Here is a 23283-nt window from a genome sequence, read left to right as displayed (position 1 = left end):
CCTGACGAATGCAGCTGACGGAGAAGCGTCGCACGCGCATCGGTGTGATGGGCGGCACGTTCGACCCCATCCATCACGGGCACCTGGTCGCGGCCAGCGAGGTCGCCCAGTCGTTCGATCTGGATGAGGTCATCTTCGTCCCGACCGGCCAGCCGTGGCAGAAGGGCGAAGTGACGCCGGGGGAGCACCGCTATCTGATGACGGTGATCGCGACGGCCTCCAACCCGCGCTTCACGGTGAGCCGCGTCGACATCGACCGCGAGGGTCCGACCTACACGATCGACACCCTGCGCGACCTGCACGAGTCACGGCCGGACGCCGAACTCTTCTTCATCACGGGGGCGGACGCCATCGCGCAGATCCTCAGCTGGCGGGATGTGCAGGAGCTCTGGGACCTCGCTCACTTCGTGGCTGTGAGTCGTCCGGGACATGACTTGAGTATTTCTGGATTGCCGACCCAGGACGTAAGCTTGTTGGAAGTTCCGGCCTTGGCGATCTCGTCAACCGACTGCCGGACCCGGGTGAGCAGGGGATTCCCGGTCTGGTACTTGGTGCCGGACGGGGTTGTTCAGTACATCTCCAAACACCATCTGTATCGGAGTGTGGCATGACTTTGTGGCAAGACCCGCCGCCACAGACACGGCGACAGGCGCGCGAGAACGAGCGCTCGGCGGAACAGCAGGCTGCCGGCCAGGCGTCCCGCCGTGCTGGCACGGCTCAGCCGACGCCGGGTGGCGAGATCCCGACCTTGACGACGCCGTACACGTTCTCGTCCGACCAGGCCGACCGCGATGCCCAGGGCGATGCAGGCACGGACGAGGCCGCCGAGCGGCCCGCGATCCCTGCCTCTGCCTTCGAGGAGCCGGGCGTCACGCCCCCGTCGCGCCCGAACCTGCCGACGTTCGGCAACGCCTTCGATCTTCCGGCCGCGCCCGCTGCGTCCACCACTCAGGATGCACCGGAGTCGTCGACCATGTTCAAGCAGGCGAGTGACGTGTCCCAGCCGGAGCCGGTGACGGTTCCCGTCCCCGTCGTCAAGCCCGAGGCTTCAGCACCCGCGCCCGCAACGCCGGCGTCGCAGGGCACCCCGCCCGCCACGCAAGCCACCCCCGAGCGTGCTCTGACGCGTCGCGAGTTGCGTGCAATGCTCCAGGCCCAGGAGGCCAACCAGCAGGCCGGGCAGCCGGATGCGGTCATCCCGGTCACGTTCACCCCGCCCGCCGACCCGGCGCCCGCGCGTCCGGCCGCCGAGCCGGAGGTCGCGTCGTCGTCGCCGACCGCGTGGCCGTTCGCCCCGCTCGGGGCGTCGTCCGACAGCGCAGCAAGCGCCGCGTCGTCCGCTCCCGCCTCCTCGCCGGAGGGCACCGCTGCTCCGGCCGCTTCGGTCAGCGCATCCACTGCCGACTCGTCGTTGCTCGCACCGACGTCGGCGCCTGCCGAGAAGTCGTCCGGCTCCGATGCGGACGCACGCTCCGACGAGGCCGACAGCACGCTGGAACGCCAGCCGTTCACCCCGCCGACCGGTCACTGGTCGACGGCGGCCGAACTGGACGACAAGAACCAGCCGTTCGACCAGATCATCTCGCGCAACGTCGGCCAGTCCGGCTCGGCGACCACCACGAACGCGCTCATCCTGCCCGTGCTGCCGACCGCAGACGCGACCGGCCCGCTCACCGCGACCGGCGAGATCCTCGTCACCGGCTCGATCGACCTGCCCCGCGGGCTCGGTGCAACGGGCGCCCACCCGGACAGGATCGATTCCTCCGACCTCGACCGCCTGCTCGACGGCGACGAGAACGAGTTCAACACGTCCGAGGTCGCGCCGATCCGTGCATCCCGGGCCATCAGCTCGCACACGTCGACCCGCGGCGTCATCGCCCCGCCGAAGAAGCGCGGCGGCAAACTGCCCGTCGTGCTGATCGTCACTGCAGGCGTGCTCGCCGTCGGTGTCATCGGCCTCCTCATCTCCGCTTACGTCTTGAAGGTGTTCTGATCATCCTTTCCACCCTGTTCCACCCCGCCGCCCCCACGACGGAGGCCCGACCGTGACCGCGACAGAGCACGCCAAGCAGATCCTGCAGCTCGCAGCGAAGGCAGCGGACTCCAAGTCCGGCGAAGACCTGGTGGCGCTCGACGTCTCCGGCCCGCTGCCCCTCACCGACGCGTTCCTGCTGGTCAGCGGCCGTGTCGAGCGCAACGTCATCGCCATCGCCGGTGAGATCGAAGACCAGCTGAACGAGGCGGGTGTCAAAACCCTGCGTCGCGAAGGCAAGGCGGAAGGCCGCTGGGTCCTCCTCGACTTCGGCGACCTGGTCGTGCACGTCTTCCACGAGGAAGACCGCATGTACTATGCGCTCGAACGCCTTTGGAAAGACTGCCCGGTCATCCCGCTCGAACTGCCCGTGCACGAGGGCGCCGAGTAGCGCATCCCGGTTCGGCGTTCTTTGCGCAGTGTGTGAGAGTTCTCTCATGCTGCGCTGATTGACTGACGGCATGAGATGCCCGACAGACAACGCCACCCTCGTGATGAGCGAGCGCAGTGGAATCGAAATCGACTACTGCCCCGAATGCCGCGGAGTGTGGCTCGACCGCGGGGAGCTGGACAAGATCATCGACCGCGCGCAGCCGGTGGCGGGTGGTGGAGCGGGTGGCGGAGCGCAGCAGTACGGCCAGCAGCCGCAGTACGGGCAGGCTCCGCAGCAGGGGTCGCAGCAGCCCGGCCACGCGCAGCAGCAGTACCCGTACAAGAAGAAGCGCGAGAACTGGCTCAGCGAACGCTTCGACTGACCGCGGCACGCCCGAGCGTCGCGCTGGTTTCTTCCAGACCTGGATCATGTAGTACGCTAAACGAGTTGTTTCGGAGAGATCGGGAACAGCGTCTGGGTCTGTGGCGCAGCTGGTAGCGCACCTGCATGGCATGCAGGGGGTCAGGGGTTCGAGTCCCCTCAGATCCACCACCGAAGGGTCAGCCCCCGCGAGAAATCGCGGGGGCTGACCCTTTTTCGCGTCCGTCCTGACACTCGGTCGTCGGGCCGGAGTGGTTGCCATTTCGGGATGTATGCGCATACACTGTCCCGAATTGATATCCCAGCACGACCACCTCGGGATGCTCCACACCGAAGGAAGCCAGCAATGAAGCGGACGACGATGCCCCCTCCCACCCTCTCCAGAGCGATCGGCGCGGGTGTCGCGCTGGTCACCTCCGCCCTCGTCGGTGGGGCGATCGCCGCGCCCGCGAGCGCCGCCCCACCCGCCGCCAGCACCGTCGACACCACCGGCCCCGCATCGACTGACGTCACCCCGTACACCGCAGAGCTCACGCGGTGGGCCGCGGACACCTGGCGGTCGATGGCCGCCATGACCGACCCCACGACAGGCCTCCCCGCTGACAACATCGGCGGCGACCTCAGCCCGGCCACCGCATCCGGGTTCACCTCACCGACGAACATCGGCGGCTACCTGTGGTCGACGCTCGCGGTGCGCGATCTCGGCATCATCGGCGGTGCGGAGGCGCACGACAGGGTAGCGACCACCATCGGCACCCTCGAGACGCTCGAGCGGAACGCCGCGAGCGGCATGTTCTACAACTGGTACTCACCGGCGGACGGCACGAAGCTGACCACCTGGCCGGAGAACGGCACCGTGGTCAACCCGTTCCTCAGCACGGTCGACAACGGCTGGCTGGCCGCCGGGCTCCGGATGGTCGCCAACGCCGAGGCGGACAGCGATCCGGCCCTCAGCGCCCGGGCGCGCGCGCTCTACGACTCGATGGACTTCGGCGTCTTCTACGACCCGCAGGGCAAGCAGCCCGTGCTCCCCGCCGGCGCCAACCGCGGCGGGTTCTGGGAGACGCCACCCGTCGGGGAGACCGGATGCGAGGCTCCCGCCTACAACGGCGCGCCCGTCACGCTCGTCTACACCTGCCACCACTACGACACCACGGTCAGCGAGAGCCGCATCGCCACCTACCTGGGCATCGTGAACGGGCAGATCCCCGCATCCGGGATGTACGGCACGTTCCGCACCATGCCGGACGGCTGCGACTGGTCGTGGCAGGAGCAGCGGCCCACCGGGCAGGACCGGGTGTACGACGGGCTGACCGTGTACGAAGGGGCGTACTCGTACGACGGGATGTCGTTTGTGCCGAGCTGGGGCGGGAGCATGTTCGAGGCGTTGATGCCGTCGCTGCTGGTGCCGGAGGAGCAGTGGGGGCCGACCTCGTGGGGGCTCAACCACCCGATCACCGTCGCGGTGCAGGAGAAGCACGGAGAGGACGCCGGATACGGATACTGGGGGTTCTCGCCGTCCAGCAACCCGGCGGGCGGCTACCGCGAGTACGGCGTCGACCTCGCGGGGATGAAGGCGGACGGCTACCTCTCCGACCAGGAGAACACCGACGTCGACCAGTCGTACCGCGACTGCCCGGACGCCGACCGCGGCCACAATCCTGACCCGTCGTTCGGCGACGGCGTCGTGACCCCGCACGCCTCCTTCCTCGCACTCGGCTACGACCCGGCGGCCGCGGTCGCCAACCTGCGCGGCATCGAGAACGACCTGCACGCGTACGGGCCCGGCGGGTTCTACGACGCGGTCGCGGTGAAGAGCGGGACGATCGCGAAGCGCTACCTGTCGCTCGACCAGTCGATGATCCTCGCGGCCGTCAGCAACGCGGTCGACCACGGCGCGATGCGACGCCACTTCGCCGACGACCAGGTGCGGGATGCGCTGCAGCCGCTGATGGCGGCGCAGACGTTCTCCGCGGCGTGGGCCCCGGACGACGCGGAGACCGTGCCCGGCGACGGGGGAGCGGGCGGCGAAACGGGAGGCGGCGGCGCGGGCGAGCCCGGGCAGCCGGGGACAGGGACACAGCCCGTGGGCGACCCCGGACCGTCAACGTCCTCGCTCGCCGACGCGACCACCGCCGCACCCACGACGGCTCTCGCGGCGACGGGCTCCCGCGCGGGCGACAGCGCGGCGTGGTGGGCCGCACTCGCCCTGATCACCGTCGGCACAGGATCCGCCGGTCTCGTCGCCCGAGCAAGCAGACGCCGCCGAGACGCGTGACACCGGATGCGCGGGGCCGAGCGGGCACACCCGGGTCGGCCCCGCGCATCCACCGGCCGTCAGCCGATCGTCTTCTTCCAGCGGGCCGAATACGCCAGCGGGCGGAAGCCGACGGCCTCGTTCACGTCGAGCATGTGGCGGTTGTCTTCCGCGTTCATCGTCTCGACCGACCTGCTGGCCGGGAAGCGGTCGCCGAGCTCGCGCAGGTTGGTGAGCTTCAGCAGCATCCCGAGGCGACGGCCGCGGTGGCCGGCGAGCACGAGGGTGTCCATCTGCTCCGCCGGGCGGTCCGGTTCGGCGGGCACGTCGAGTTCGGTGTACCCGGCGGGCTCTCCCGTCTCCGCATCCACCACGATGGTGGTGAGGATGGTGCGCGGGCTCGCCTCCCAGTGGTCGTCGACGGAGCGGACGCGCTCGGCGGTCCAGACATCTTCGGACTGTTCGATACCGGCGTTCGGGGTGTCGGTGCTCATCCTGGTGCGCATCAGGGCGAGCGCGTCCACCCAGGCGTCGGGCGTTCGGCCCTGCCAGGTGACCGTGCGATACCCGGTCGAAGCGGCCAGCGCTTCCTGCAGGCAGGACGCCATGACATCCGCGTCCATCGGGAGTCCGAGGCTGCTCAGCCGCCCGATCTGTTCCAGCGTGAAGCCGAACCGGAGCAGGAACCGGGTGGAGGCGAGATCCAGCGGCATGGAGCCGAACCCGGTGGGCGCAGGAAGGCTGTCGCCGCCGATCCCGGCCGCGTAGTCCGTCTGGTTCTGGATGGTGCGGCGGCCGGCATCCACGGCCAGCTGTTCGAGCCGGGCGTAGATGGCCGCCCCGATGCCGTCGCCGCGGTAGCCGGGGAGCACCGCCACCGCCGCCCAGCACTCGGAGGCACCCGCGGGGAGCACGAGAGTGCCGCGCCCCACCACCCTGCCGTCCACGTGGGCGACGAAGCCCCTGCTGCCGATGGACTCGTCCTTCCAGTTCGGGAGGAGCTCGGCGGCGGCGATCTCGGGGGCGGGCAGCGGCGAGGTGTCGCCGCGCAGCTCGGCGATGACCGCGCTGCGCACGGCGGCCAGGCCGATGAAGTCGGCGGCGTCCGGTGCGTCGATGGTGTCCGGCACTGTGACGGCGGAGATGGTGAAGGCCGGGGCGGGACGGGTGTGATCGTAACGTGACATGAGAAACCTTTGTTTGCAGGATCGGTCAACTCACCCACGGTCGTGGGGAGGAGGGAATCGCTGCTAACGGATCACGGTGGATAGTGTTGCACGCCGCTCGGGCGCGGGACAAGGGGTTCTTGTGCTGCTCATCCCGATGCCGATTGAATGAGGGCATGAGCACCGTCGACCCGACCATCGCCCGGCGCGAGCGAGCGGAGCGACGGCCGTCGAACGTGCGTGTGGTCGTCACGCTGATCCTGCTGCTGGTCGGAGGGCTCGCCGCCGGGTACGGCTGGGGCGGCTTCGGGACGATGATGGCGACCCAGCCGGAGGATCCGCCCGTGCTCATCCTGGTCGCCATCCCGCTCGGGATGATGCTCGCCATCGGGGCGTCGATCGCGTGGGCGGCGCTCGTGATGAAGCGGGGCGACCTCGGCATCATGTACGGGAACGCCGCCGTGCTGCTCGGCGCAGGGGCGGGCGTGATCGTGGTGTCCGCGGAGAGCGGCCCGGCGTTCGTCACGATGATCGGCTACGGGCTGCTCGCCCTCGCGGTCGTCTGCCTGGTGCTCGGGATCGCGGCGGCCGGTGCGCGTGCGCGGCGCGAGAACGCGGACGAGGCGGCGATGCGGACGGGCACGCAGGTGACGGCGGTCGTCACCGACAAGGGATACACCGTGTTCCACGAGAGCGACCGGATCTTCACCACGGTCACGTTCGGCTTCACCGACCTGCAGGGCACGCAGCGCTGGGTGCAGCGGCCGATGCTGATCACGGCGGCGGACCCCATCCAGAACGGGCAGCAGACCCGGCTGTGGTTCGACCCGGCGAATCCGGGGAACGACAGGGCGATCGTGGTCGAGCTGGCGCACCGTTCGCCGCTGCGTGCGCGGACGCGCAGGGCCGACGCCCAGCGCTGAGCGGCGTGAGGGGGCTTTCAGAACACCCAGTGAGCCTCCAAGGTCATCGCGAGGACTTGTAGCTAGGATTCCGTCATCCCTTCTTTCGCCCGACCCTCCGAAGGACCTTCGATGACCGACCTCCCGCGCCGGCACCAGCGCGCACAGGGGCCAACCGCCGTCCGGCACGGCCGTCTGCCCCGTCGCCGCGCCGTCGGCACGGTCATGCGCATCCTCGCCGCGGCGGTCGCCGTGGTCGTGGTGAGCATCGGCTCTGTGGCCGCGTTCGCCGTCTGGGATGTCGCCCGCTCGGTGAAGACGGGCGTCGCGCTTCCGGCACTGCCCGGGCACACCAAGCAGGCGATCCCGAACGTCGGGGCGATCCAGGGCGGCGTGAACCTGCTCCTCACCGGCACGGACAGCCGCAGCAACCTGGGCGGCGTCTACGACTCGGCGGAGGAGCAGGACGCGAGCACCGGGGAAGGCAACAACGATGTGACGATGCTGCTGCACATCGCCCAGGACCATAAGAGCGCCATGGTGGTGAGCTTCCCCCGCGACCTGATGGTGGAGATCCCGGATTGCCCGGCCCCCAACGGCGGCGGCACCATCGACGGTTCCAGCAGCGCGATGTTCAACACGGCGCTGTCGCGCGGCGGGCTGGGCTGCGTGGTGCTGACCGTCGAGCAGCTGACCGGCATCGACATCCCGTTCGGCGCCGTGATCAACTTCAACGGCGTGAGTGCGATGTCGAACGCCATCGGCGGGGTGAGCGTCTGTCTCGCCACCCCGGTCACCGACGACTACACCACCCCGCCACTCGACCTTCCCGCCGGCGAGAACACTCTGGTCGGCGACATGGCGCTCTCGTTCCTGCGCAGCAGGCACGGAGTGGGGGACGGCAGCGACCTCGGCCGCATCAGCAACCAGCAGGTCTTCCTCTCCGCCCTGGCCAGGAAGGTCGTCTCCGGAGGCGTCCTCAGCAATCCGGTGCAGCTGTATGGGCTGGCGAAGGCGGCGGTCGAGAACATCACGCCGTCCGACACGCTCACCAACCCGACGACGCTCGTCGAGATCGCCCTCGCCCTCAAAGACACGGGGCTCGACAACATGGTGTTCCTGCAATACCCGGCGATCACCGATCCGGACGACGTGAACAGGGTGATCGTCGACGACAACGCCGCCTCCGCCATCAACACGGCCCTCGTCAACGACCAGCCGGTGAAACTCACCGGCAGCATCGGCCGTGCGGCGGAAGACCCGACGGCGCCGGGCACGCCCGAGCCGACCACCCCGACGACGCCCGACCCGACCGCACCGGATGCGTCGGCGCCCGCCACCCCCGGCGCGCCCGCGACCTCGGGTCCCGTCGAGCTGCCGAGCAGCATCACCGGGCAGACGGCGGCCCAGGCGACGTGCACGAAGGGGAACAACTAGGCGGGTCGCCCGCCTCACGGCGACGGCGGAGACGCCAGGAAGTGCCAGCCGAGCCACCACCAGAACAGCAGGATGGTGAACCGGGCCGCGCGGTCGGCGAGCACCACATCCAGCAGATCGGAGAACGGCGCCAGCCGCAGCGGATCGCGGTGCGACCGCAGCACGAGCAGCGCCATGACGGCGCCGCACAGCAGGAAGCCCGCGATGGTGACCTCTCTCATCGCCGTCCTCTCCTGAGCAGGGCGTATCCACCGGCGAGCCAGAGCACGACGAGCGCAGCGCGGGCGGGCGGCCAGGCGACGGCCGGGTCGACCAGGTCGGACAGCGCAGGGAACGCATTCTCGGCCGCAGGGGAGGAACGGCCGAGGAAGAACGCGGCGATCTCCCACGCGCAGCCGGCGACGATCACCGTCGACCAGGCGATGGCGGCGCGGCGGATCGCGGCGCGCGGCTCCGGTGCCGCGTCCTGGCTCTGCGGCCTGCCGTCCGCATCCACTGCTCCGGATGCGCTGGGCCGGTCCGCCCACACCACCGGGAACAGCAGCACCCCGAGGCCCACCACGAGTGCGGTGTCTGCGCCGCCGTAGAGCGGGGCGAACGCGAAGGTGAGCGCGGCGACGCCGATCAGGCTGAACGCGATGACGCGGCGCGAGAGCGTCTGCCCGTCGGGCAGCGCGCGCACCGGGATGTGCAGCCAGCCCAGCGCGTCGAGCGCGATGACCACCGCGCCGCCGAGGAAGATCCACGCATCCACCGGAACGCCTCTGAGGAAATGGAAGACGGCGGTGAGCACCAGGACGAGCAGCCAGGAGACACGGGTGATGACGGCGATCCGGGTCGCTGCGGGCCCGGAGCGCGCGGAGACAGGGCGCGGCTCGTCGGACATTTCAGGGTCAGGCTACGCCCTGCGCGCACCCGCGGCACGCTGGGAGGCGTCTGCGGTTGCCATTACGGCTCGCTCCCCGTTTACTGAGAACATGACCACCGAGCGCATGTCTTCGTCGCAACTCCGGGTGCTCGTCATCGCGATCCTCGCCAGTTTCGTCGCCTTCCTCGACGGTGCGGTGATCAACGTGGCGCTGCCCGCCATCGACAAGGAGCTGGGCGGCGGGCTGCCGCTGCAGCAGTGGGTGGTCGACGGCTACCTCGTGACGCTCGGCTCACTCATCCTGATCGCCGGGTCGCTGTCGGACGTGTTCGGCCGCAAGCGCGTGCTGTACGCGGGCCTGATCGGCTTCGGCGTGACCTCACTGCTCTGCGCGTTCGCGCCGTCCGGCGTGTTCCTGGTGATCGCGCGAGCCCTGCAGGGTGTCTCCGGCGCGCTCCTCGTTCCGAGCTCGCTCGCGCTCATCATCTCGACGTTCTCCGGCGCGGCGCAGGCGAAGGCGATCGGCCGCTGGACGGCCTGGACGGGCGTTGCCATGATCGCGGGCCCCGTGCTCGGCGGCGTCTTCGTCGACACGCTCTCCTGGCGCTGGGTGTTCGTGATCAACGTCATCCCCATCGGCATCACGCTCGCCATGATGATCGGGCTGAAGCAGGACCACGGGACGGGCGGCCGCGTCGACATCCTGGGCGCCGTGCTCGGCTCCCTCGGCCTGGCGGGAACCGTGTTCGCGCTGATCGAGCAGGGCGTGTACGGCTGGGGAAGCCCGCGCGTCTTCCTCCCGCTCATCGTCGGCATCCTGTCGCTCGCGGCGTTCTTCTTCTGGCAGACCAGGGCCAAGCAGCCGATGCTGCCGCTCGGGCTGTTCCGGGTGCACAACTTCTGGGTCGGCAACATCGCGACGGCGCTGGTCTACGGCGCGCTCGCCTTCGCGCCGCTGACCGTCACGCTCTATCTGCAGCAGGTCGCCGGGTTCGGGGCGACGGAGGCCGGGTTCGTGTTCATCCCGTCGACGCTGTGCATGCTGCTGCTGTCCGGGGTGTTCGGCGGTCTCGCGGGCAAGTACGGCCCCCGGCTGTTCATGGCCATCGGGCCGGTGATCGCCGGCTGCGGGTTCCTCTGGTTGCTGATGATGGGGGAGGACGTCAATTTCTGGACCAACCTCCTGCCTGCCGTCCTGCTCTTCGGCGTCGGCCTCTCGATCACGGTCGCCCCGCTCACCAGCGCGATCCTCGGCGCCATCCACCCGGCCCAGGCGGGCATCGGCTCCGCGGTGAACAACGCCGTGTCGCGCATCGCCGGGCTGGTGACGGTGGCCATGATCGGCCTCATCGTGGGAGGCACGCTCGACCGGGCGGGACTCGACAGGGCGATGATCGTCGCCGCCGGGCTGATGCTGGTCGGCGGCATCGTCTCAGCGGTCGGCATCCGCAACCACGAACCGGCAGCGGAGAAGGTTCAGACCGCGGTCGACTGACCGGCGAAGGCGAGCATCACCACGTCGACCACGGCGCAGCCCATGATGAGCTGCATGAGCAGCCGCGTCGGCGAGCGGCGCAGCAGCAGGACGACCCCGGTCACCGCGATGACCACGCCGATGGCAAGCCCGATCAGCAACGGGATGCGCGGAGGCCAGCCCGGCCCGAACGCGATCAGCACGCTGGCCGCGGCGAGGCAGGCGAAGGCGAGCAGCCCGCTCGGCACGGCCCCCATCCGGTGCGGCAGGCCCCGGATGCCCGTGCGGTCGTCGTCGGCGAGGTCCGGCAGGACATTGGTGACGTGCGCGGCGACACCGAGCAGTGCGCCGGCGGCGACCACCCAGGCGGCCGCGAGTCGCGGCGGCTCGAGTCCGAGGGTGACGATCGCGGGCAGGATGCCGAAGCTCACCGCGAACGGCAGAAACGAAACGGCCGTGGCCTTGAGGCCGAGGTTGTACGCCCAGCCGCCCGCGATGGCGACCACGTGTGCGACGGCGGCGAACGGGCCGAGCACGAGGGTGACCAGGACGGCAGCGACCAGGGCTACGAAGGCCGCCGTGCGCACGGTGCCGACGCCGATCGCGCCGCGGGCGGCCGGCTTGTCCGCCCGCTCGACCTGCGCATCCCGTGCTGCGTCGAGCCAGTCGTTCGACCAGCCGATGGACAACTGGCCGAGCAGGATCGCGAGCGCCAGCACCGCCAGGCGGCCGGGCGGATAGCCCAGACTCGCGCCGAGCACGGTCGCGACGACGGTGACAACCACGGTCGGACCCGGGTGGCTGGCGAGCAGCAGCGCCGTGACCTTGTTCGCCGCCGTCGCATTCGTCATGGCCGCCATGCTAGGCCGTCCGGAGGGCTTGCAAAAGACTTGCGCTGTCTTGCAAGGAATTGCGTATGCTGAGCGCATGTCGAAACGTCTCGCCGAGGTCGCTCGCAAGGTCGGGGTCAGTGAAGCGACGGTCAGCCGCGTCCTGAACGAGAAACCAGGGGTGTCCGAGGCGACGAGACAGGCGGTTCTCACGGCACTGGATGTGCTGGGGTACGAACGCCCGACCAAGCTGCGCGGAGAGCGTGCACGGCTGGTGGGACTCGTGCTCCCCGAGCTGCAGAACCCGATCTTCCCCGCCTTCGCGGAGGTGATCGGCGGCGCTCTCGCGCAGAACGGATACACGCCGGTGCTCTGCACCCAGACGGCCGGAGGCATCTCCGAGGCGGACTACGTGGAGCTGCTTTTGCAGCAGCAGGTGTCCGGCGTGGTCTTCGTTGGCGGGGCGTACGCGCAGCAGGATGCGTCGCACGAGCACTACGCCAGGCTCACCGACCTCAACCTGCCGACGGTGCTGGTCAACGCGCCGGTCGACGACCTCCCGTTCGCCACGGTGTCCTGCGACGACACCGTCGCGACGGCGCAGGCGCTCGGGCATCTCCGCTCGCTCGGGCACGAGCGCATCGGGCTGCTGCTCGGGCCGCGCGATCACGTGCCGTCACAGCGGAAGCTCGCCGCCGCCCGGCGGATCGTGGCGGGCTGGGGAGCCGAGCTCGACGATGATCTGATCGTGCACTCGCTCTACTCGCTGGAGGCCGGTCAGGCCGGGGCGGCGCGGCTGCTCAAGGCCGGGGTGACGTCGATCGTCTGCGCCAGCGACCCGATGGCGCTCGGCGCGATCAGGGCCGTGCGGCGCGCCGGCCTCTCCGTGCCGGCGGACGTGTCGATCGTCGGCTATGACGACTCGGCGCTGATGAATTGCACGGAGCCGCCGCTGACCACGGTCCGGCAGCCGATCGAGCCGATGGGGCGCACCGTGATCGAGCTGCTGCTGCGGCAGATCTCCAGCGACTCCGCCATCTCGGACGAGCTGTTCTTCGAACCGGAACTGGTGGTCCGAGGGTCGACGGGACCGGCTCAGCACGCGTAATTGTTATGCAATTCAGTGCAAATGTGCGCAAACGAATTACTCAGTGTCGTGTTCTTGCAGTGAACTGTCATTAACGCTACATTCGGCTCCACGACGACGGAGCCGGCAGTTCGGACACGTCATCGCGACGACCGAACCGCCGACCTGAGCGGCGCGGACGCGCCACGGATGGTCGGCGCGCACCGCACCGCGGGAGGTCGCCCGACCGAAGGGCACATCCGTGGACCTCCCCGTGCTGAGCGCGCAGCCCACCGCCCCCACCGCTGATGCTGCAGACGCCGCCGCTGCTGACGCCGTAGAGACCGCCGACGCCGCCGAGCAGGCCGCAGGCCCCGCCGCGCCAGCGCTCTCGCCGTCCACGGCCGACCCGCTCTGGTGGCGCAGCGCGGTGATCTACCAGATCTACCTCCGCAGCTTCGCCGACGGCAACGGAGACGGCATCGGAGACCTCGCCGGTGTCAGGAAGCACCTCGGCTACCTGCGCGACCTCGGGGTCGACGCGATCTGGTTCACGCCCTGGTACGAGTCGCCGCTCGCCGACGGCGGCTACGACGTGGCCGACTACCGCACCATCAACCCGGCATTCGGCGACCTGGCGGAGGCGGAGACGCTGATCCAGGAGGCGCTCACCCTCGGCATCCGCACGATCGTCGACGTCGTCCCCAACCACATCTCCGACCAGCACCCGTGGTTCCAGGCCGCGCTGGCCGCCGGTCCCGGCTCTCCGGAGCGCGAACGCTTCTGGTTCCGCCCTGGCCGCGGCGAGAACGGCGACGAGCTCCCCACCGGCTGGGTGTCCAACTTCTCCGGCGAGACCTGGACCCGCACCACGAACCCAGACGGCACGCCGGGCGAGTGGTACCTGCACCTGTTCACGCCGCAGCAGCCCGACCTCAACTGGAACCATCCGGATGTGCGTGCCGAGCACGAGGCGATCTTGCGGTTCTGGTTCGACAGGGGCGTCGCGGGTGTCCGCATCGACTCGGCCGCGCTGCTCGTGAAGGACGAGAGCCTGCCGGAGGTGCCCGAGCATCCGGGGCCGGGGGAGCACCCCAACCAGGACAGGGACGAACTGCACGACATCTACCGGGGCTGGCGGGCCATCGCGGATTCCTACCCGGGCACCCGCGTGCTGGTCGGCGAGATCTGGCTGCCCGAGATCGACCGGTTCGCGATGTACCTGCGGCCGGACGAGCTGCACACTGCTTTCAACTTCGACTTCCTGGCGAGGCCCTGGGATGCGCACGAACTCCGCGCATCCATCGACCAGACGCTCGCCGCCCACGCCCCCGTGGATGCGCCGAGCACCTGGGTGCTGTCGAACCACGACGTGACGCGGCCGGTGACCCGTTACGGCCGCGCGGACTCGTCGTTCGCGTTCGCGAAGAAGCGCGTCGGCACGCCGACGGATCTGGCCCTCGGCCGCCGCCGTGCCCGTGCCGCCGCCCTGCTGACCGCCGCACTGCCCGGCTCGCTGTACCTCTACCAGGGCGACGAGCTCGGCCTCCCGGAGGTCGAGGACCTGCCGGCGGACCGGCTCGAAGACCCGATGCACTTCCGCTCCGGCGGGGTGGATCCCGGCCGCGACGGCTGCCGCGTTCCTCTGCCGTGGCGGGGCGTGCATCCACCGTTCGGATTCAGTCCGCGTGAGGCGTCCGCCGAACCGTGGCTGCCGCAGCCGGAGGCGTGGGCGGGCCTGACCGTCGAAGCCCAGCAGTCCGACGCCAGCTCGATGCTGTGGCTGTACCGCAACGCCCTGCGGCTGCGGCGGTCGGAGCCCGGGCTCGGCGACGGACCCCTGCGCTGGATCGACGGCCCTCCCGGCACCCTGGCGTTCTCCCGCGGCGACCAGTTCGTCAGCGTCACCAACCTCTCCACCGACGCGGTGGCTCTGCCGGAGCACACCGCCATCCTGCTCAGCAGCGACCCGCTCGTCGACGGTCTGCTGCCCCCGGACTCCACCGCCTGGCTGCGCACGCAGCTTCCATCCCCGCACCACACCGCATCACACCACACCACCGAAAGGAACCGACAATGAGGTCACCACGAACGATCGCAGCAGTCGCAGCGATCACGATCGCCGGGGTCGGCCTGCTCGCAGGATGCTCAGGCTCCGGCAGCGGCGACTCGAGCGACGGCAAGGTGCACATCACCGTTGCGAGTCTCATCCCCGGCAGCGACAAGGCCGCGTTCAAGGCGTTCGACGACCGCGTGAAGGAGTTCGAGAAGGCGAACCCGAACATCGTCGTGAAGTCGGAGGAGTACCAGTGGACCGGGCCGACGTTCTCGACCCAGCTCGCCGGCGGCACCCTCCCCGACGTCTTCAACGTGCCGTTCACCGACTCGCAGTCCCTGCTGCAGGCCGGCCAGCTCGCCGACATCACCAAAGAAGTCTCGGCTCTCTCCTACGCGGGCAAGTTCAACGAGAACGTGCTCGCCGTGGCGAAGAGCGGCGACAAGATCTACGGCATCCCGTACGGCCCGTACGCGATGGGTCTCTCGTACAACAGGGAGATCTTCCAGAAGGCCGGGCTCGACCCTGACAAGCCCCCGACGACGTGGGACGAGGTCCGCAAGGACGCGAAGACCATCTCCGAGAAGGTGCCCGGCGTCGCCGGATACATGCAGATGACGCAGGGCAACACCGGCGGCTGGGAGCTGACCACCACGACATACGCGCGCGGCGGCCGGATGGAGACCACCGACGGCGGGAAGACGAAGGTCACCACCAACAACCCGGTCACCAAGGAGGCTCTGCAGTTCCTGCACGACCTGCGCTGGGAGGACAACTCGGTCGGCAGCAACTTCCTGCTCGACTGGAGCGGCATCAACCAGGCGTTCGGTGCAGGGCAGATCGCCATGTACCCGTCCGGCTCCGACGTGCTCACCGCGCTGGTGCAGCAGAACAACGTCGACCCGAAGAACTACGGGCTCACCATGCTGCCGATCGATGCGAGCAACAAGGATGCCGGTGTGCTGGTCGGCGGCAACGTCGCGGCGGTCAGCCCCAAGTCGAACGAGGCACAGAAGACGGCGGCCGTGAAGTGGATCGACTTCTACTACATGCGGAAGCTGCTCAACGAGGACCAGGCCGTCGCGGACGCAAAGGTGCTCGCGAAGTCGAACCAGCCGGTCGGCGTCCCGACGCTGCCGGTGTTCGACAAGGCCACGTACGACCAGACGATGTCCTGGATCAAGCCGGAGGTGAACATCCCGCTGGAGAACGTCGCGCCGTTCACCGACAAGATCTTCGACGCGAACCTTGTGCCGGAGCCCAACAAGCACACCCAGGAGCTCTACGGAGCACTGGATGCGGTCGTCCAGGCCGTGCTGACCGACAAGAACGCGAACATCGATCAGCTGCTGACCAAGGTCGACTCCGACATCCAGAAACTGGTCGACGCCGACAAGTAGTGCACCAGGCCGGTCGGCGGGACGCAGCTGCGTCCCGCCGACCGTGCAGCCCACCGACCGACACCGACAGAAAGCACCGACCCCATGACAGCGATCGACCGCCAGCGACCGACGCCGCGCCGCGTGGCGCGGCGCACCCCGATCACCTGGCTGCGCGGAGGAGGCCTCAGCAACCTCCTCTTCCTGCTGCCGATGATCGTCATCTTCGGCGTCTTCTCCTGGTGGCCGATCGTGCGCAGCGTGGTGATGAGCTTCCAGCACACCAACCTGGTCTCCGCCCCCACCTTCGTCGGCTGGGACAACTTCGTGCAGGTCGTCAACGACCCGCTGTTCTGGACCGCGATCGGCAACACGGGCTGGTTCGCGTTCCTCGCGCTCCTCCTGGGCTACCCGATCCCGCTGATCGCCGCCGTGCTGATGAGCGAGGTCAAGCGCGCGAAAGGGCTCTACAGCGCCCTGGCCTACCTGCCGGTGGTCGTGCCGCCGGTGGTGGCCGTGCTGCTGTGGAAGTTCTTCTACGACGCGAGCCCGACCGGCGTGTTCAACACGATCCTCGGCTGGGTGGGCATCCCGCCGCAGCCCTGGATCCAGGATGCGACCCAGGCGATGCCGTCGCTTGTCGTCGAGGCGACCTGGGCGGCCGCCGGCGGCACCATCATCATCTACCTGGCGGCGATCACCGGCGTCGCGCCGGAACTCTACGACGCCGCCGAAGTGGACGGCGCGAACATCTGGCAGAAGATCTGGCACGTGACGATGCCGCAGCTGAGGAGCATCCTGCTGATCACCCTCATCCTGCAGATCATCGGCACGGCGCAGGTGTTCCTGGAGCCGTACCTGTTCACCGGCGGCGGGCCGGTCAACTCGACCGTGACCGTGCTGCTGCTCATCTACCGCTACGCGTTCCAGAACTCGCTGGGCGGCGACTACGGAGCGGCGACGGCGCTCAGCCTGATGCTCGCCGCCTTCCTCGCCGTGCTCTCGCTCGTGTACTTCCGCATCACCAAGTCTTGGAGCCAGAATTGACCACCTCGACCGATTTCACGCCGGAGGTCATGAACGTCATGACCGACGAACTCGACGACACCGGGCAGCAGCCGGGCGGCCGGGTAGGCGGCCGCCGTCGCGGGCGGGGGAGACGGAGCCGGGCGAGACGCGGCGAGGCTGCGGGGGACCGCGGAATCCTGTCGCCGTCCGACTGGCGCAAGCCGGGCATCCGGTGGGGGACGCGCATCACCCATCTGGTGCTGTTGCTGCTGCTGATCGTCGTCGGTCTCGGACCGCTGCTCTGGCTCGCGAAGTCGGCGATCACGCCGACGCAGGACACGCTCAGGACCCCGATGGCGCTGTTCCCGAACGGCGTCGACTGGGCCAACATCTCCACCGCCTGGTCGACGGTGCACATCGACGTGCAGTTCATGAACACGATCTGGGTGGCGCTCGGCTCCTGGGTGATGCAGATCGTGGTGGCGACGACGGCTGGATACGCGCTGAGCGTGCTCCGGCCGAAGTACGGCAAGGTGCTCTACGGACTGATCCTCGGCACCCTGTTCGTGCCGTCGGTGGTGCTGCTCGTCCCGCTCTACCTCACCATCCTGAACCCGCCGCTGCTCGGCCAGTCGCTGATCAACACGTTCTGGGCGGTGTGGCTGCCTGCGGGCGCGAGCGCGTTCAACGTGGTGCTGATCAAGCGGTTCTTCGACAACCTGCCTCGTGAGGTGTTCGAGGCGGCGCGGACGGACGGCGCTGGACCGTTCCGGTTGTTCTGGTCGATCGTGCTGCCGATGTCGAAGCCGATCCTCGGCGTGGTGTCCGTGTTCGCGATCATCGCGGCATGGAAGGACTACCTCTGGCCTTTGCTCGTGCTGCGCGACCCGGCCATCCAGCCGCTGTCCGTGCGCCTGCCGACGTTGCAGGCGGCGATCCAGCTGGACGTGTACCTCGCAGCGCTGGCGATCTCCACGCTCATCCCGATCGTGCTGTTCCTGGTGTTCCAGGGGCTCTTCCTGCGCTCGGCAGGACTCGGCGGCGCCGTGAAGGGCTGACCGGCGGCTGACCGGCGGCCGCCCGGCGGCGCGACTACCATCGAGAGGTGAGGAGTCGACGAGGAACCCGGGTGGCAGCGCTTGCGCTGACGGTCGCGGCGGCCGTCGCGGTCACGGGATGCGCGACCGGCGCGCCATCCGGAGCAGCGGGTCGCACAGCGTCCGCCTCGCGAAGCGCCGCGGCCACGCCGTCGCCGACGGCCAACGCCGATCCGGTGGCCGCGTACGCGCGGGCGCGGCTGGCGAACATGACGCTCCGGCAGAAGGTCGCGAGCCTCCTGATGCTGCACCAGCCGGGCACGGACGGGTCCGCCCTGCGCGGCTTCGTCGACCGGTACGGCGTCGGCGGCATGATCCTGATGGGCGACAACATCCCGGCGAGTCCCGCCGCCCTGGCCGCCCAGAACGCGACGATGACGGCCTCCGATCCGGAGCTGCCCCCGCTGGTGGCGATCGACGAGGAGGGTGGAGACGTCACCCGGCTGCCCTGGGATTCGCTGCCCGGCGCCGACGCGCTGAAGTCCGAGCCGCCGGCGGCGACCCAGACGGCGTTCGCCCAGCGCGGCGCCCTGCTGAAGCAGGCGGGCGTCACGGTCAACTTCGGCACGGTCGCCGACACGACGGCCGACCCTGGCTCGTTCATCTTCGACCGCGTGCTCGGCACGACGCCCGCCGCGGCCGCCGAGCGCGTCTCCGCGTCGGTGACCGGGGAGCGCGGCCAGGTCTACAGCACGCTCAAGCACTTCCCCGGGCACGGCGAGACGGAGGCGGACTCGCACACGAGCATCCCGGCCACCGGCCTCAGCGTCGCCGACTGGCAGACCAGGGATGCTCCACCGTTCGCCGCCGGGATCACGGCGGGGGCCGAGCTGGTCATGTTCGGCCACCTCGTCTACAGCGCGGTGGATGCGGCTCCCGCTTCGCTCTCCGCGCCCTGGCACCGCATCCTGAGCGACCGGCTGGGCTATCGAGGGGTGACGATCACCGACGACATGCGGATGCTCCAGGACTCCGGCCTCGCGCAGTACGCCGACCAACGGGAGAACGCGATCCAGGCGCTTGCCGCCGGCAACACGATGCTGCTCTACGTGCTCCCCGCCGATCCAGCGGCGGCCGGCCTCGACCCGGATGCGCTGGTGGATGCCGTCGTGGCGGCCGTCGGTTCCGGCCGCATCCCAGCCGCCCAGATCGATGCGGATGCCAGGAAACTCCTGGAACTGCGGCGCTCGCTCGCGGTAAAAGAGTGACGCGTCAACTTTTTTTCGGATTTCCGGAATAGCGGAACGGTCCATACGCTTGCATGTACCTGTACGGCGTGCGGAGCGCCGCAGACAAACTTCAAGGAGATCAACGAATGACCATCGACATCCCCGGATACAAGGCAGGCACCTGGACCATCGACCCCGCTCACTCGGAGGTCGGCTTCAGCATCCGTCACCTCATGATCAGCAAGGTCAAGGGCGTCTTCGAGAACTTCGACGCCACCTTCGTCACGGCGGAGAACCCGCTCGAGTCCACCGTGACCGCCAAGGCCGACGTCGCCTCTGTCAACACCAAGGACAAGAACCGCGACGCGCACCTGCGCACCGGTGACTTCTTCCTCGCGGACGAGTTCCCGACCATCGACTTCGTGTCCACCGGCGTCCGCCACGAGGGTGGCGACTTCCTGGTCGACGGAAACCTCACCATCAAGGGCGTCACCAAGCCGGTCACCTTCGACTTCGACTTCGGCGGCTTCGGTCAGGACCCGTACGGCAACTACAAGGCCGGCGCGACCGCCAAGGCCACGATCAACCGCGAGGACTTCGGCCTCACCTACAACGCGGCCCTCGAGACCGGCGGCGTGCTCCTCGGCGAGCAGGTCACCATCACGCTCGAGCTCCAGGCGGTCCTCGCCGACGCGTAAGCGCCGCGACACCGCACAGACAGGGACTCCGCTTCGGCGGGGTCCCTGTCGTCGTTTCTGGGTCAATGGTGCCGGGTCAATGACGTCACATCAGTGGTGCCGCTTCCGCACACCGGGCGGCCTCGCAGCACGGAAGCGGTCGAACACCGGGTTGAGGAACTGCACCAGGAAGGCGAGCGAGCCGAACCACGGCGCGAGCGCGACCGTCAGTGCCGCCAGGATCAGGGCGACGATGGTGCCGGCTCTCGTCGAGTGCACAGCGGCGGGGGAGAGGCCGGCGACCAGTGAGCGCTTCGGCGACGTGAGATAGAACCAGTGCAGCGCCGTGAGACCGATCACGAACAGGAAGTTGATGGGCAGCAGGATGCGCCCGGCGACGAAGCCGTTGTACTCGCTGGCCAGGCTCGTGGTGAACGGGATCAACACGACGCCGAGCAGCCGCACCGTGTTGAGGAGCGTGGCGCGCGGGTCCACCTTGACCACGTACTCGAACTGCCAGACGTGGATGCGCCACAGCGTCGCCAGCAGCAGGAAGCTGATGATGAGGCTGACGAACCCGAACGACTGATCGCCGAGGGCGGCCCAGAGTTGCGCATCCGTGTGGATGTCGCCGAGCTTCGTGACGTCGAGGTCGAGGACCAGCAGCGTCGCCGCGATGGCGAAGACGCCGTCGGTGAACGCTTCGAGTCTTCTGGTGGAGACCGGGGCGTCGTCGGTGTCGGCCACCTCGGCCGCCGAGCCTCGAGGAGGGCTGCTGTCAGCGGACATGCGGCCATGCTACGGCCACACTCGCCGATCAGGCGGTCTCTTCCCCGGTGATCTCGTCGTGCACGCGGCGCAGGTCTTCCATCAGCGAGCCGAGCAGCACCCAGTGGCGCGGGTCGGGCGTCGCGATGACGAGGGGAGCGGTGAGCACGGGCAGCCCTGCGGTCTCCGTGCCGGGTTCGACGACCGGCGCATCCGGATCGCGGGCGAGCAGCTGCAGGTCGTGCGCCGACCTCCGCAGCTCCTCCGCGATGGCCTGGATGGTGGGCTCGCCCGCGAGCGTGTCGTCGTAGTGATCGCGGAAGGCGCGCGTCATGCCGAGCGCGCGCGTGATGATCGGCCGGAACCGGGCGAACAGCTCGAGGTCGTGGTCGAGGGCCACCCGGTGCTTGCCCTGTCGTGGATTGAGGGTGAGGCTGTCCTCCGCCTGGGCGACGGCGGCGTCCGCCTTCTTCTCCATCGGGCGCAGCAGCCGCGCCTCGATGAGCAGCGCGTTCAGTTGCGACGGGGTCTGCGGGGTGGTGAGCGCGGTCGCCAGCCGGTCGAGGGTCGCCGCCAGTTCGGAGCCGAGCCCCAGGATGGCGCGGTGAGCGGGCTCCCACTGCACAGGGGGCACGATCGCGATGTTGATGATCACGCCGATGACGGCGCCGATGATCGTCTCCACGATGCGCGCGAGGGCGTACTCCGGGTTGGACGCGCCGACCGCGAGCACGAGCATCGCGGTGATCGGCACCTGGTTGGCGGTGCCCGGCGTGAGCTTCAGCGCCCAGGCCAGGATGATCGACACGACGACCGCCACCAGCACGATCCAGCTGTTGGTGCCGAACGCGAGGCCGATGCCGTACGCGATGAGCACGCCGACGATCACGCCGATGCTGCGCTCGATGGCCTTGCCGACCGACTGGTTCACGCTCGGCTGCACCACAAGCAGTGCGGCGATGGTCGCGAACACGGGAAGCTCGCCGGGGAGCAGCAGGCTCGCGATCACCCACGACAGGATCATGGCGACCGCGGTCTTCGCCACCTGCAGGAAGGGAACCCTGCTCGCCGTCCTGATGTTGGCAGGGATGCGGATGCTGGCGGGAAGTCGTGGAGCCACGATCCCAGGCTACCGGCGTCAGCCCTCCGCGGTGACCGTCGCTGGCAGGCCGAGGAAGCGGCCGTACGCCGTCGCCGCGCGCTTCACGCCGGCGCGCTCGGCCGCGGTCAGCCGCCCGAACGGAAGCGGCTCGACGGCCACCGATGTGGATGCCGTCGTGCGCCTCCACGTGCCGGCCACCCGTCCCTTGGAGACCAGGATGGGCGCGAACACGCCGTTCGAGCCCGGCACGACGATCGTGAAGTGCGCGTCGTCGATCACCGGCGACCTGTCCTGGTAGCCGAGCAGATATTCGTCGAACGCGGGCAGCAGGTCGACGGCGGCGCGGGATGCCTTGCCTCTGTCCTCCGCCTGTTCCCCGCCGTCCGCGTGCTCCGCCGCGACCAGGTACTCGACGCCGTCCACCTCCAGCCGGCCGATGCGGTCACCGAGCACCGCGATGGCCGTCTTCGCACCCGCCATCGTGCCCTTGGTCCACCAGACGAAGTCTTTGACGGTCGCCGGGCCGTGCCCGAGCAGATACCGCAGCAGGAACTCGCCGAGGGCCGCGTCCGGCTCCAGCTGCCTGGCCGTGGCGGGCGGTGCCCACTCGTCCAGCAGCACGAGCGCCTGCTGCGTCTTGTGCGTCGGCCCCCAGCAGAGCACGCCGGTCTGGGCCAGGAAGTAGATGAGGTGATAGCCGCGCTGCCCGGCCGTCGCGATGCCGTTCGCCTCCCACAGCGCCATCAGCTCCGCTCTGCCGATGCGTCCTCCGCCCGCGAGGGCGTCGGTCACGATGTCGCGCGCACGGACGAAGTCGGCGGACTCGAGCTCCAGCTGCCGGTGTCTGGCCGTGAGACCGGCGACCATGCGCGTGGTCGTGACCCCGAGCATCCAGCGCAGGTCGGCGGGAGGGACGAAGTGGAGCGTGCCGCGCATCGGCCAGGACCGGATGATGCTGCCGGCGTCGAGCGCGGCGAGCACGTCGTCGCGCGTGCTGCCCGGGCTGCGGGCGCCGAGCGCCCAGCACGCGGCGCCGAAGTCTTGGGCCTGGACCGCGAGCATCCGGTGCACGACGGCGGTCGGGTCGTTCGGTGCCGAGTTTCCCGCCGCCGTATCGCGCGCAGCGGGCGGGTCGAGCAACTGCGCGCGTCTGCGCATCCTGAGCAGGTCGGCGCGGCGTGCTGTCATGGCCCCAGTATCCCGGACACCGCCGACACGCCGGACACGACCGGCGGAGGCTC

At 69.4% G+C, this 23283-nt stretch carries 22 protein-coding genes and 1 tRNA gene; 16 read left to right on the top strand and 7 right to left on the bottom strand.

Translation table 11 applies throughout. The features are described 5' to 3' along the window. The first annotated feature begins 8 nt into the window (after positions 1–8). The 6 genes from nadD (at position 9) to B7438_RS04930 (ending at position 5064) form a co-directional block, all read left to right on the top strand. Positions 9–611 carry a nicotinate-nucleotide adenylyltransferase gene (gene nadD / locus B7438_RS04955; RefSeq protein ID WP_085368453.1) on the top strand — a complete coding sequence of 201 codons (603 nt, stop codon included), beginning with the start codon at positions 9–11 and terminating at the stop codon, positions 609–611. Continuing rightward, complete coding sequence (locus tag B7438_RS04950) at positions 608–1993, top strand: hypothetical protein (RefSeq protein ID WP_143465626.1); 1386 nt, start codon at positions 608–610, stop codon at positions 1991–1993. Before nadD ends, B7438_RS04950 begins: the two co-directional genes overlap by 4 nt. 52 nt (positions 1994–2045) lie before the next feature. Then, on the top strand, positions 2046–2423 hold the full coding sequence (rsfS, locus tag B7438_RS04945; RefSeq protein ID WP_085368451.1) for a ribosome silencing factor: 378 nt from the start codon (positions 2046–2048) through the stop codon (positions 2421–2423). A gap of 70 nt (positions 2424–2493) precedes the next feature. Beyond that, entirely contained in the window at positions 2494–2787 is a 294-nt protein-coding gene (locus tag B7438_RS04940) for a zf-TFIIB domain-containing protein (protein WP_085368450.1), read from the top strand. Positions 2788–2881: 94 nt separating this feature from the next. Next, a tRNA-Ala gene (locus B7438_RS04935) sits at positions 2882–2957 on the top strand. A 175-nt stretch (positions 2958–3132) separates the two neighbouring features. Then, a complete protein-coding gene (locus tag B7438_RS04930) occupies positions 3133–5064 on the top strand; it encodes a glucoamylase family protein (protein WP_085368449.1) in 1932 nt (643 codons plus the stop codon). 59 nt (positions 5065–5123) lie between these two features. Here B7438_RS04930 and B7438_RS04925 read toward each other — a convergent pair whose 3' ends face one another. Further along, positions 5124–6230 carry a GNAT family N-acetyltransferase gene (locus B7438_RS04925; protein WP_085368448.1) on the bottom strand — a complete coding sequence of 369 codons (1107 nt, stop codon included), beginning with the start codon at positions 6228–6230 and terminating at the stop codon, positions 5124–5126. Positions 6231–6385: 155 nt separating this feature from the next. Between B7438_RS04925 and B7438_RS04920 the strand changes: the two genes are divergently transcribed. Together B7438_RS04920 and B7438_RS04915 are read left to right on the top strand one after the other, a co-directional pair. Beyond that, complete coding sequence (locus B7438_RS04920) at positions 6386–7132, top strand: DUF3592 domain-containing protein (protein ID WP_085368447.1); 747 nt, start codon at positions 6386–6388, stop codon at positions 7130–7132. 111 nt (positions 7133–7243) lie between these two features. Then, positions 7244–8548, top strand: a complete 1305-nt coding sequence (locus B7438_RS04915; RefSeq protein WP_085368446.1) for an LCP family protein — start codon at positions 7244–7246, stop codon at positions 8546–8548. A 14-nt stretch (positions 8549–8562) separates the two neighbouring features. Here the strand turns inward: B7438_RS04915 and B7438_RS04910 are convergent, their stop codons facing one another. Beyond that, on the bottom strand, positions 8563–8769 hold the full coding sequence (locus tag B7438_RS04910; protein ID WP_085368445.1) for a DUF6186 family protein: 207 nt from the start codon (positions 8767–8769) through the stop codon (positions 8563–8565). Continuing rightward, complete coding sequence (locus B7438_RS04905) at positions 8766–9434, bottom strand: hypothetical protein (protein WP_085368444.1); 669 nt, start codon at positions 9432–9434, stop codon at positions 8766–8768. Before B7438_RS04905 ends, B7438_RS04910 begins: the two co-directional genes overlap by 4 nt. A gap of 91 nt (positions 9435–9525) precedes the next feature. Here B7438_RS04905 and B7438_RS04900 point away from each other — a divergent pair, with 91 nt between their 5' ends. After that, a complete protein-coding gene (locus tag B7438_RS04900; protein WP_143465622.1) occupies positions 9526–10911 on the top strand; it encodes an MFS transporter in 1386 nt (461 codons plus the stop codon). Here B7438_RS04900 and B7438_RS04895 read toward each other — a convergent pair. Next, complete coding sequence (locus B7438_RS04895) at positions 10893–11741, bottom strand: UbiA family prenyltransferase (RefSeq protein ID WP_085368604.1); 849 nt, start codon at positions 11739–11741, stop codon at positions 10893–10895. The genes B7438_RS04900 and B7438_RS04895 overlap by 19 nt on opposite strands. Before the next feature lie 76 nt (positions 11742–11817). Here B7438_RS04895 and B7438_RS04890 point away from each other — a divergent pair, with 76 nt between their 5' ends. From B7438_RS04890 to B7438_RS04860, 7 genes are all read left to right on the top strand, one after another. Further along, on the top strand, positions 11818–12828 hold the full coding sequence (locus B7438_RS04890) for a LacI family DNA-binding transcriptional regulator (RefSeq protein WP_085368443.1): 1011 nt from the start codon (positions 11818–11820) through the stop codon (positions 12826–12828). A 388-nt stretch (positions 12829–13216) separates the two neighbouring features. After that, the gene (locus B7438_RS04885; RefSeq protein ID WP_256921880.1) at positions 13217–14866 is read left to right on the top strand and encodes a glycoside hydrolase family 13 protein; all 1650 of its coding nucleotides are present in this window, start codon (positions 13217–13219) and stop codon (positions 14864–14866) included. Beyond that, positions 14863–16242, top strand: a complete 1380-nt coding sequence (locus B7438_RS04880; RefSeq protein ID WP_085368441.1) for an extracellular solute-binding protein — start codon at positions 14863–14865, stop codon at positions 16240–16242. The genes B7438_RS04885 and B7438_RS04880 overlap by 4 nt, the downstream gene beginning before the upstream one ends. 84 nt (positions 16243–16326) lie before the next feature. Beyond that, entirely contained in the window at positions 16327–17268 is a 942-nt protein-coding gene (locus tag B7438_RS04875) for a carbohydrate ABC transporter permease (RefSeq protein ID WP_256921873.1), read from the top strand. Continuing rightward, positions 17265–18287: a carbohydrate ABC transporter permease gene (locus tag B7438_RS04870; protein ID WP_256921872.1), complete on the top strand. Its 1023-nt coding sequence runs from the start codon at positions 17265–17267 to the stop codon at positions 18285–18287. Before B7438_RS04875 ends, B7438_RS04870 begins: the two co-directional genes overlap by 4 nt. 71 nt (positions 18288–18358) lie before the next feature. Continuing rightward, complete coding sequence (locus B7438_RS04865) at positions 18359–19534, top strand: glycoside hydrolase family 3 N-terminal domain-containing protein (RefSeq protein ID WP_085368440.1); 1176 nt, start codon at positions 18359–18361, stop codon at positions 19532–19534. A gap of 107 nt (positions 19535–19641) precedes the next feature. Continuing rightward, complete coding sequence (locus B7438_RS04860) at positions 19642–20193, top strand: YceI family protein (RefSeq protein WP_085368439.1); 552 nt, start codon at positions 19642–19644, stop codon at positions 20191–20193. A 90-nt stretch (positions 20194–20283) separates the two neighbouring features. On the opposite strand, the gene B7438_RS04855 is transcribed toward B7438_RS04860, so the two are convergent. Genes B7438_RS04855 through B7438_RS04845 form a run of 3 tightly spaced genes read right to left on the bottom strand, consistent with a single transcriptional unit; the run spans position 20284 to position 23230 of the window. Further along, entirely contained in the window at positions 20284–20961 is a 678-nt protein-coding gene (locus tag B7438_RS04855; protein WP_085368438.1) for a TMEM175 family protein, read from the bottom strand. A 28-nt stretch (positions 20962–20989) separates the two neighbouring features. Further along, on the bottom strand, positions 20990–22060 hold the full coding sequence (locus B7438_RS04850) for an aromatic acid exporter family protein (RefSeq protein ID WP_256921871.1): 1071 nt from the start codon (positions 22058–22060) through the stop codon (positions 20990–20992). A gap of 18 nt (positions 22061–22078) precedes the next feature. Next, complete coding sequence (locus tag B7438_RS04845) at positions 22079–23230, bottom strand: winged helix DNA-binding domain-containing protein (RefSeq protein ID WP_085368437.1); 1152 nt, start codon at positions 23228–23230, stop codon at positions 22079–22081. Between the last annotated feature and the right edge of the window lie 53 nt (positions 23231–23283).

Origin of the sequence: Leifsonia sp. NCR5 (assembly GCF_002105485.1) — a bacterium.
Classification (GTDB): Bacteria; Actinomycetota; Actinomycetes; order Actinomycetales; family Microbacteriaceae; genus Leifsonia.
The sequence above is the reverse complement of the archived record's forward strand: the minus strand, read 5'-3'. Positions and strand labels throughout refer to the sequence as shown.

What these genes read in the sequence shown, in the direction of transcription:
- B7438_RS04925 (WP_085368448.1), bottom strand. Translation starts at nt 6,230, where the DNA reads ATGTCACGTTACGATCACACCCGTCCCGCCCCGGCCTTCACCATCTCC.
- B7438_RS04910 (WP_085368445.1), bottom strand. Translation starts at nt 8,769, where the DNA reads ATGAGAGAGGTCACCATCGCGGGCTTCCTGCTGTGCGGCGCCGTCATG.
- B7438_RS04890 (WP_085368443.1), top strand. Translation starts at nt 11,818, where the DNA reads ATGTCGAAACGTCTCGCCGAGGTCGCTCGCAAGGTCGGGGTCAGTGAA.
- B7438_RS04845 (WP_085368437.1), bottom strand. Translation starts at nt 23,230, where the DNA reads ATGACAGCACGCCGCGCCGACCTGCTCAGGATGCGCAGACGCGCGCAG.
- B7438_RS04880 (WP_085368441.1), top strand. Translation starts at nt 14,863, where the DNA reads ATGAGGTCACCACGAACGATCGCAGCAGTCGCAGCGATCACGATCGCC.
- B7438_RS04875 (WP_256921873.1), top strand. Translation starts at nt 16,327, where the DNA reads ATGACAGCGATCGACCGCCAGCGACCGACGCCGCGCCGCGTGGCGCGG.
- B7438_RS04930 (WP_085368449.1), top strand. Translation starts at nt 3,133, where the DNA reads ATGAAGCGGACGACGATGCCCCCTCCCACCCTCTCCAGAGCGATCGGC.
- B7438_RS04855 (WP_085368438.1), bottom strand. Translation starts at nt 20,961, where the DNA reads ATGTCCGCTGACAGCAGCCCTCCTCGAGGCTCGGCGGCCGAGGTGGCC.
- B7438_RS04940 (WP_085368450.1), top strand. Translation starts at nt 2,494, where the DNA reads ATGAGATGCCCGACAGACAACGCCACCCTCGTGATGAGCGAGCGCAGT.
- B7438_RS04950 (WP_143465626.1), top strand. Translation starts at nt 608, where the DNA reads ATGACTTTGTGGCAAGACCCGCCGCCACAGACACGGCGACAGGCGCGC.
- B7438_RS04900 (WP_143465622.1), top strand. Translation starts at nt 9,526, where the DNA reads ATGACCACCGAGCGCATGTCTTCGTCGCAACTCCGGGTGCTCGTCATC.
- B7438_RS04920 (WP_085368447.1), top strand. Translation starts at nt 6,386, where the DNA reads ATGAGCACCGTCGACCCGACCATCGCCCGGCGCGAGCGAGCGGAGCGA.
- B7438_RS04915 (WP_085368446.1), top strand. Translation starts at nt 7,244, where the DNA reads ATGACCGACCTCCCGCGCCGGCACCAGCGCGCACAGGGGCCAACCGCC.
- B7438_RS04895 (WP_085368604.1), bottom strand. Translation starts at nt 11,741, where the DNA reads ATGACGAATGCGACGGCGGCGAACAAGGTCACGGCGCTGCTGCTCGCC.
- nadD (WP_085368453.1), top strand. Translation starts at nt 9, where the DNA reads ATGCAGCTGACGGAGAAGCGTCGCACGCGCATCGGTGTGATGGGCGGC.
- B7438_RS04905 (WP_085368444.1), bottom strand. Translation starts at nt 9,434, where the DNA reads ATGTCCGACGAGCCGCGCCCTGTCTCCGCGCGCTCCGGGCCCGCAGCG.
- B7438_RS04860 (WP_085368439.1), top strand. Translation starts at nt 19,642, where the DNA reads ATGACCATCGACATCCCCGGATACAAGGCAGGCACCTGGACCATCGAC.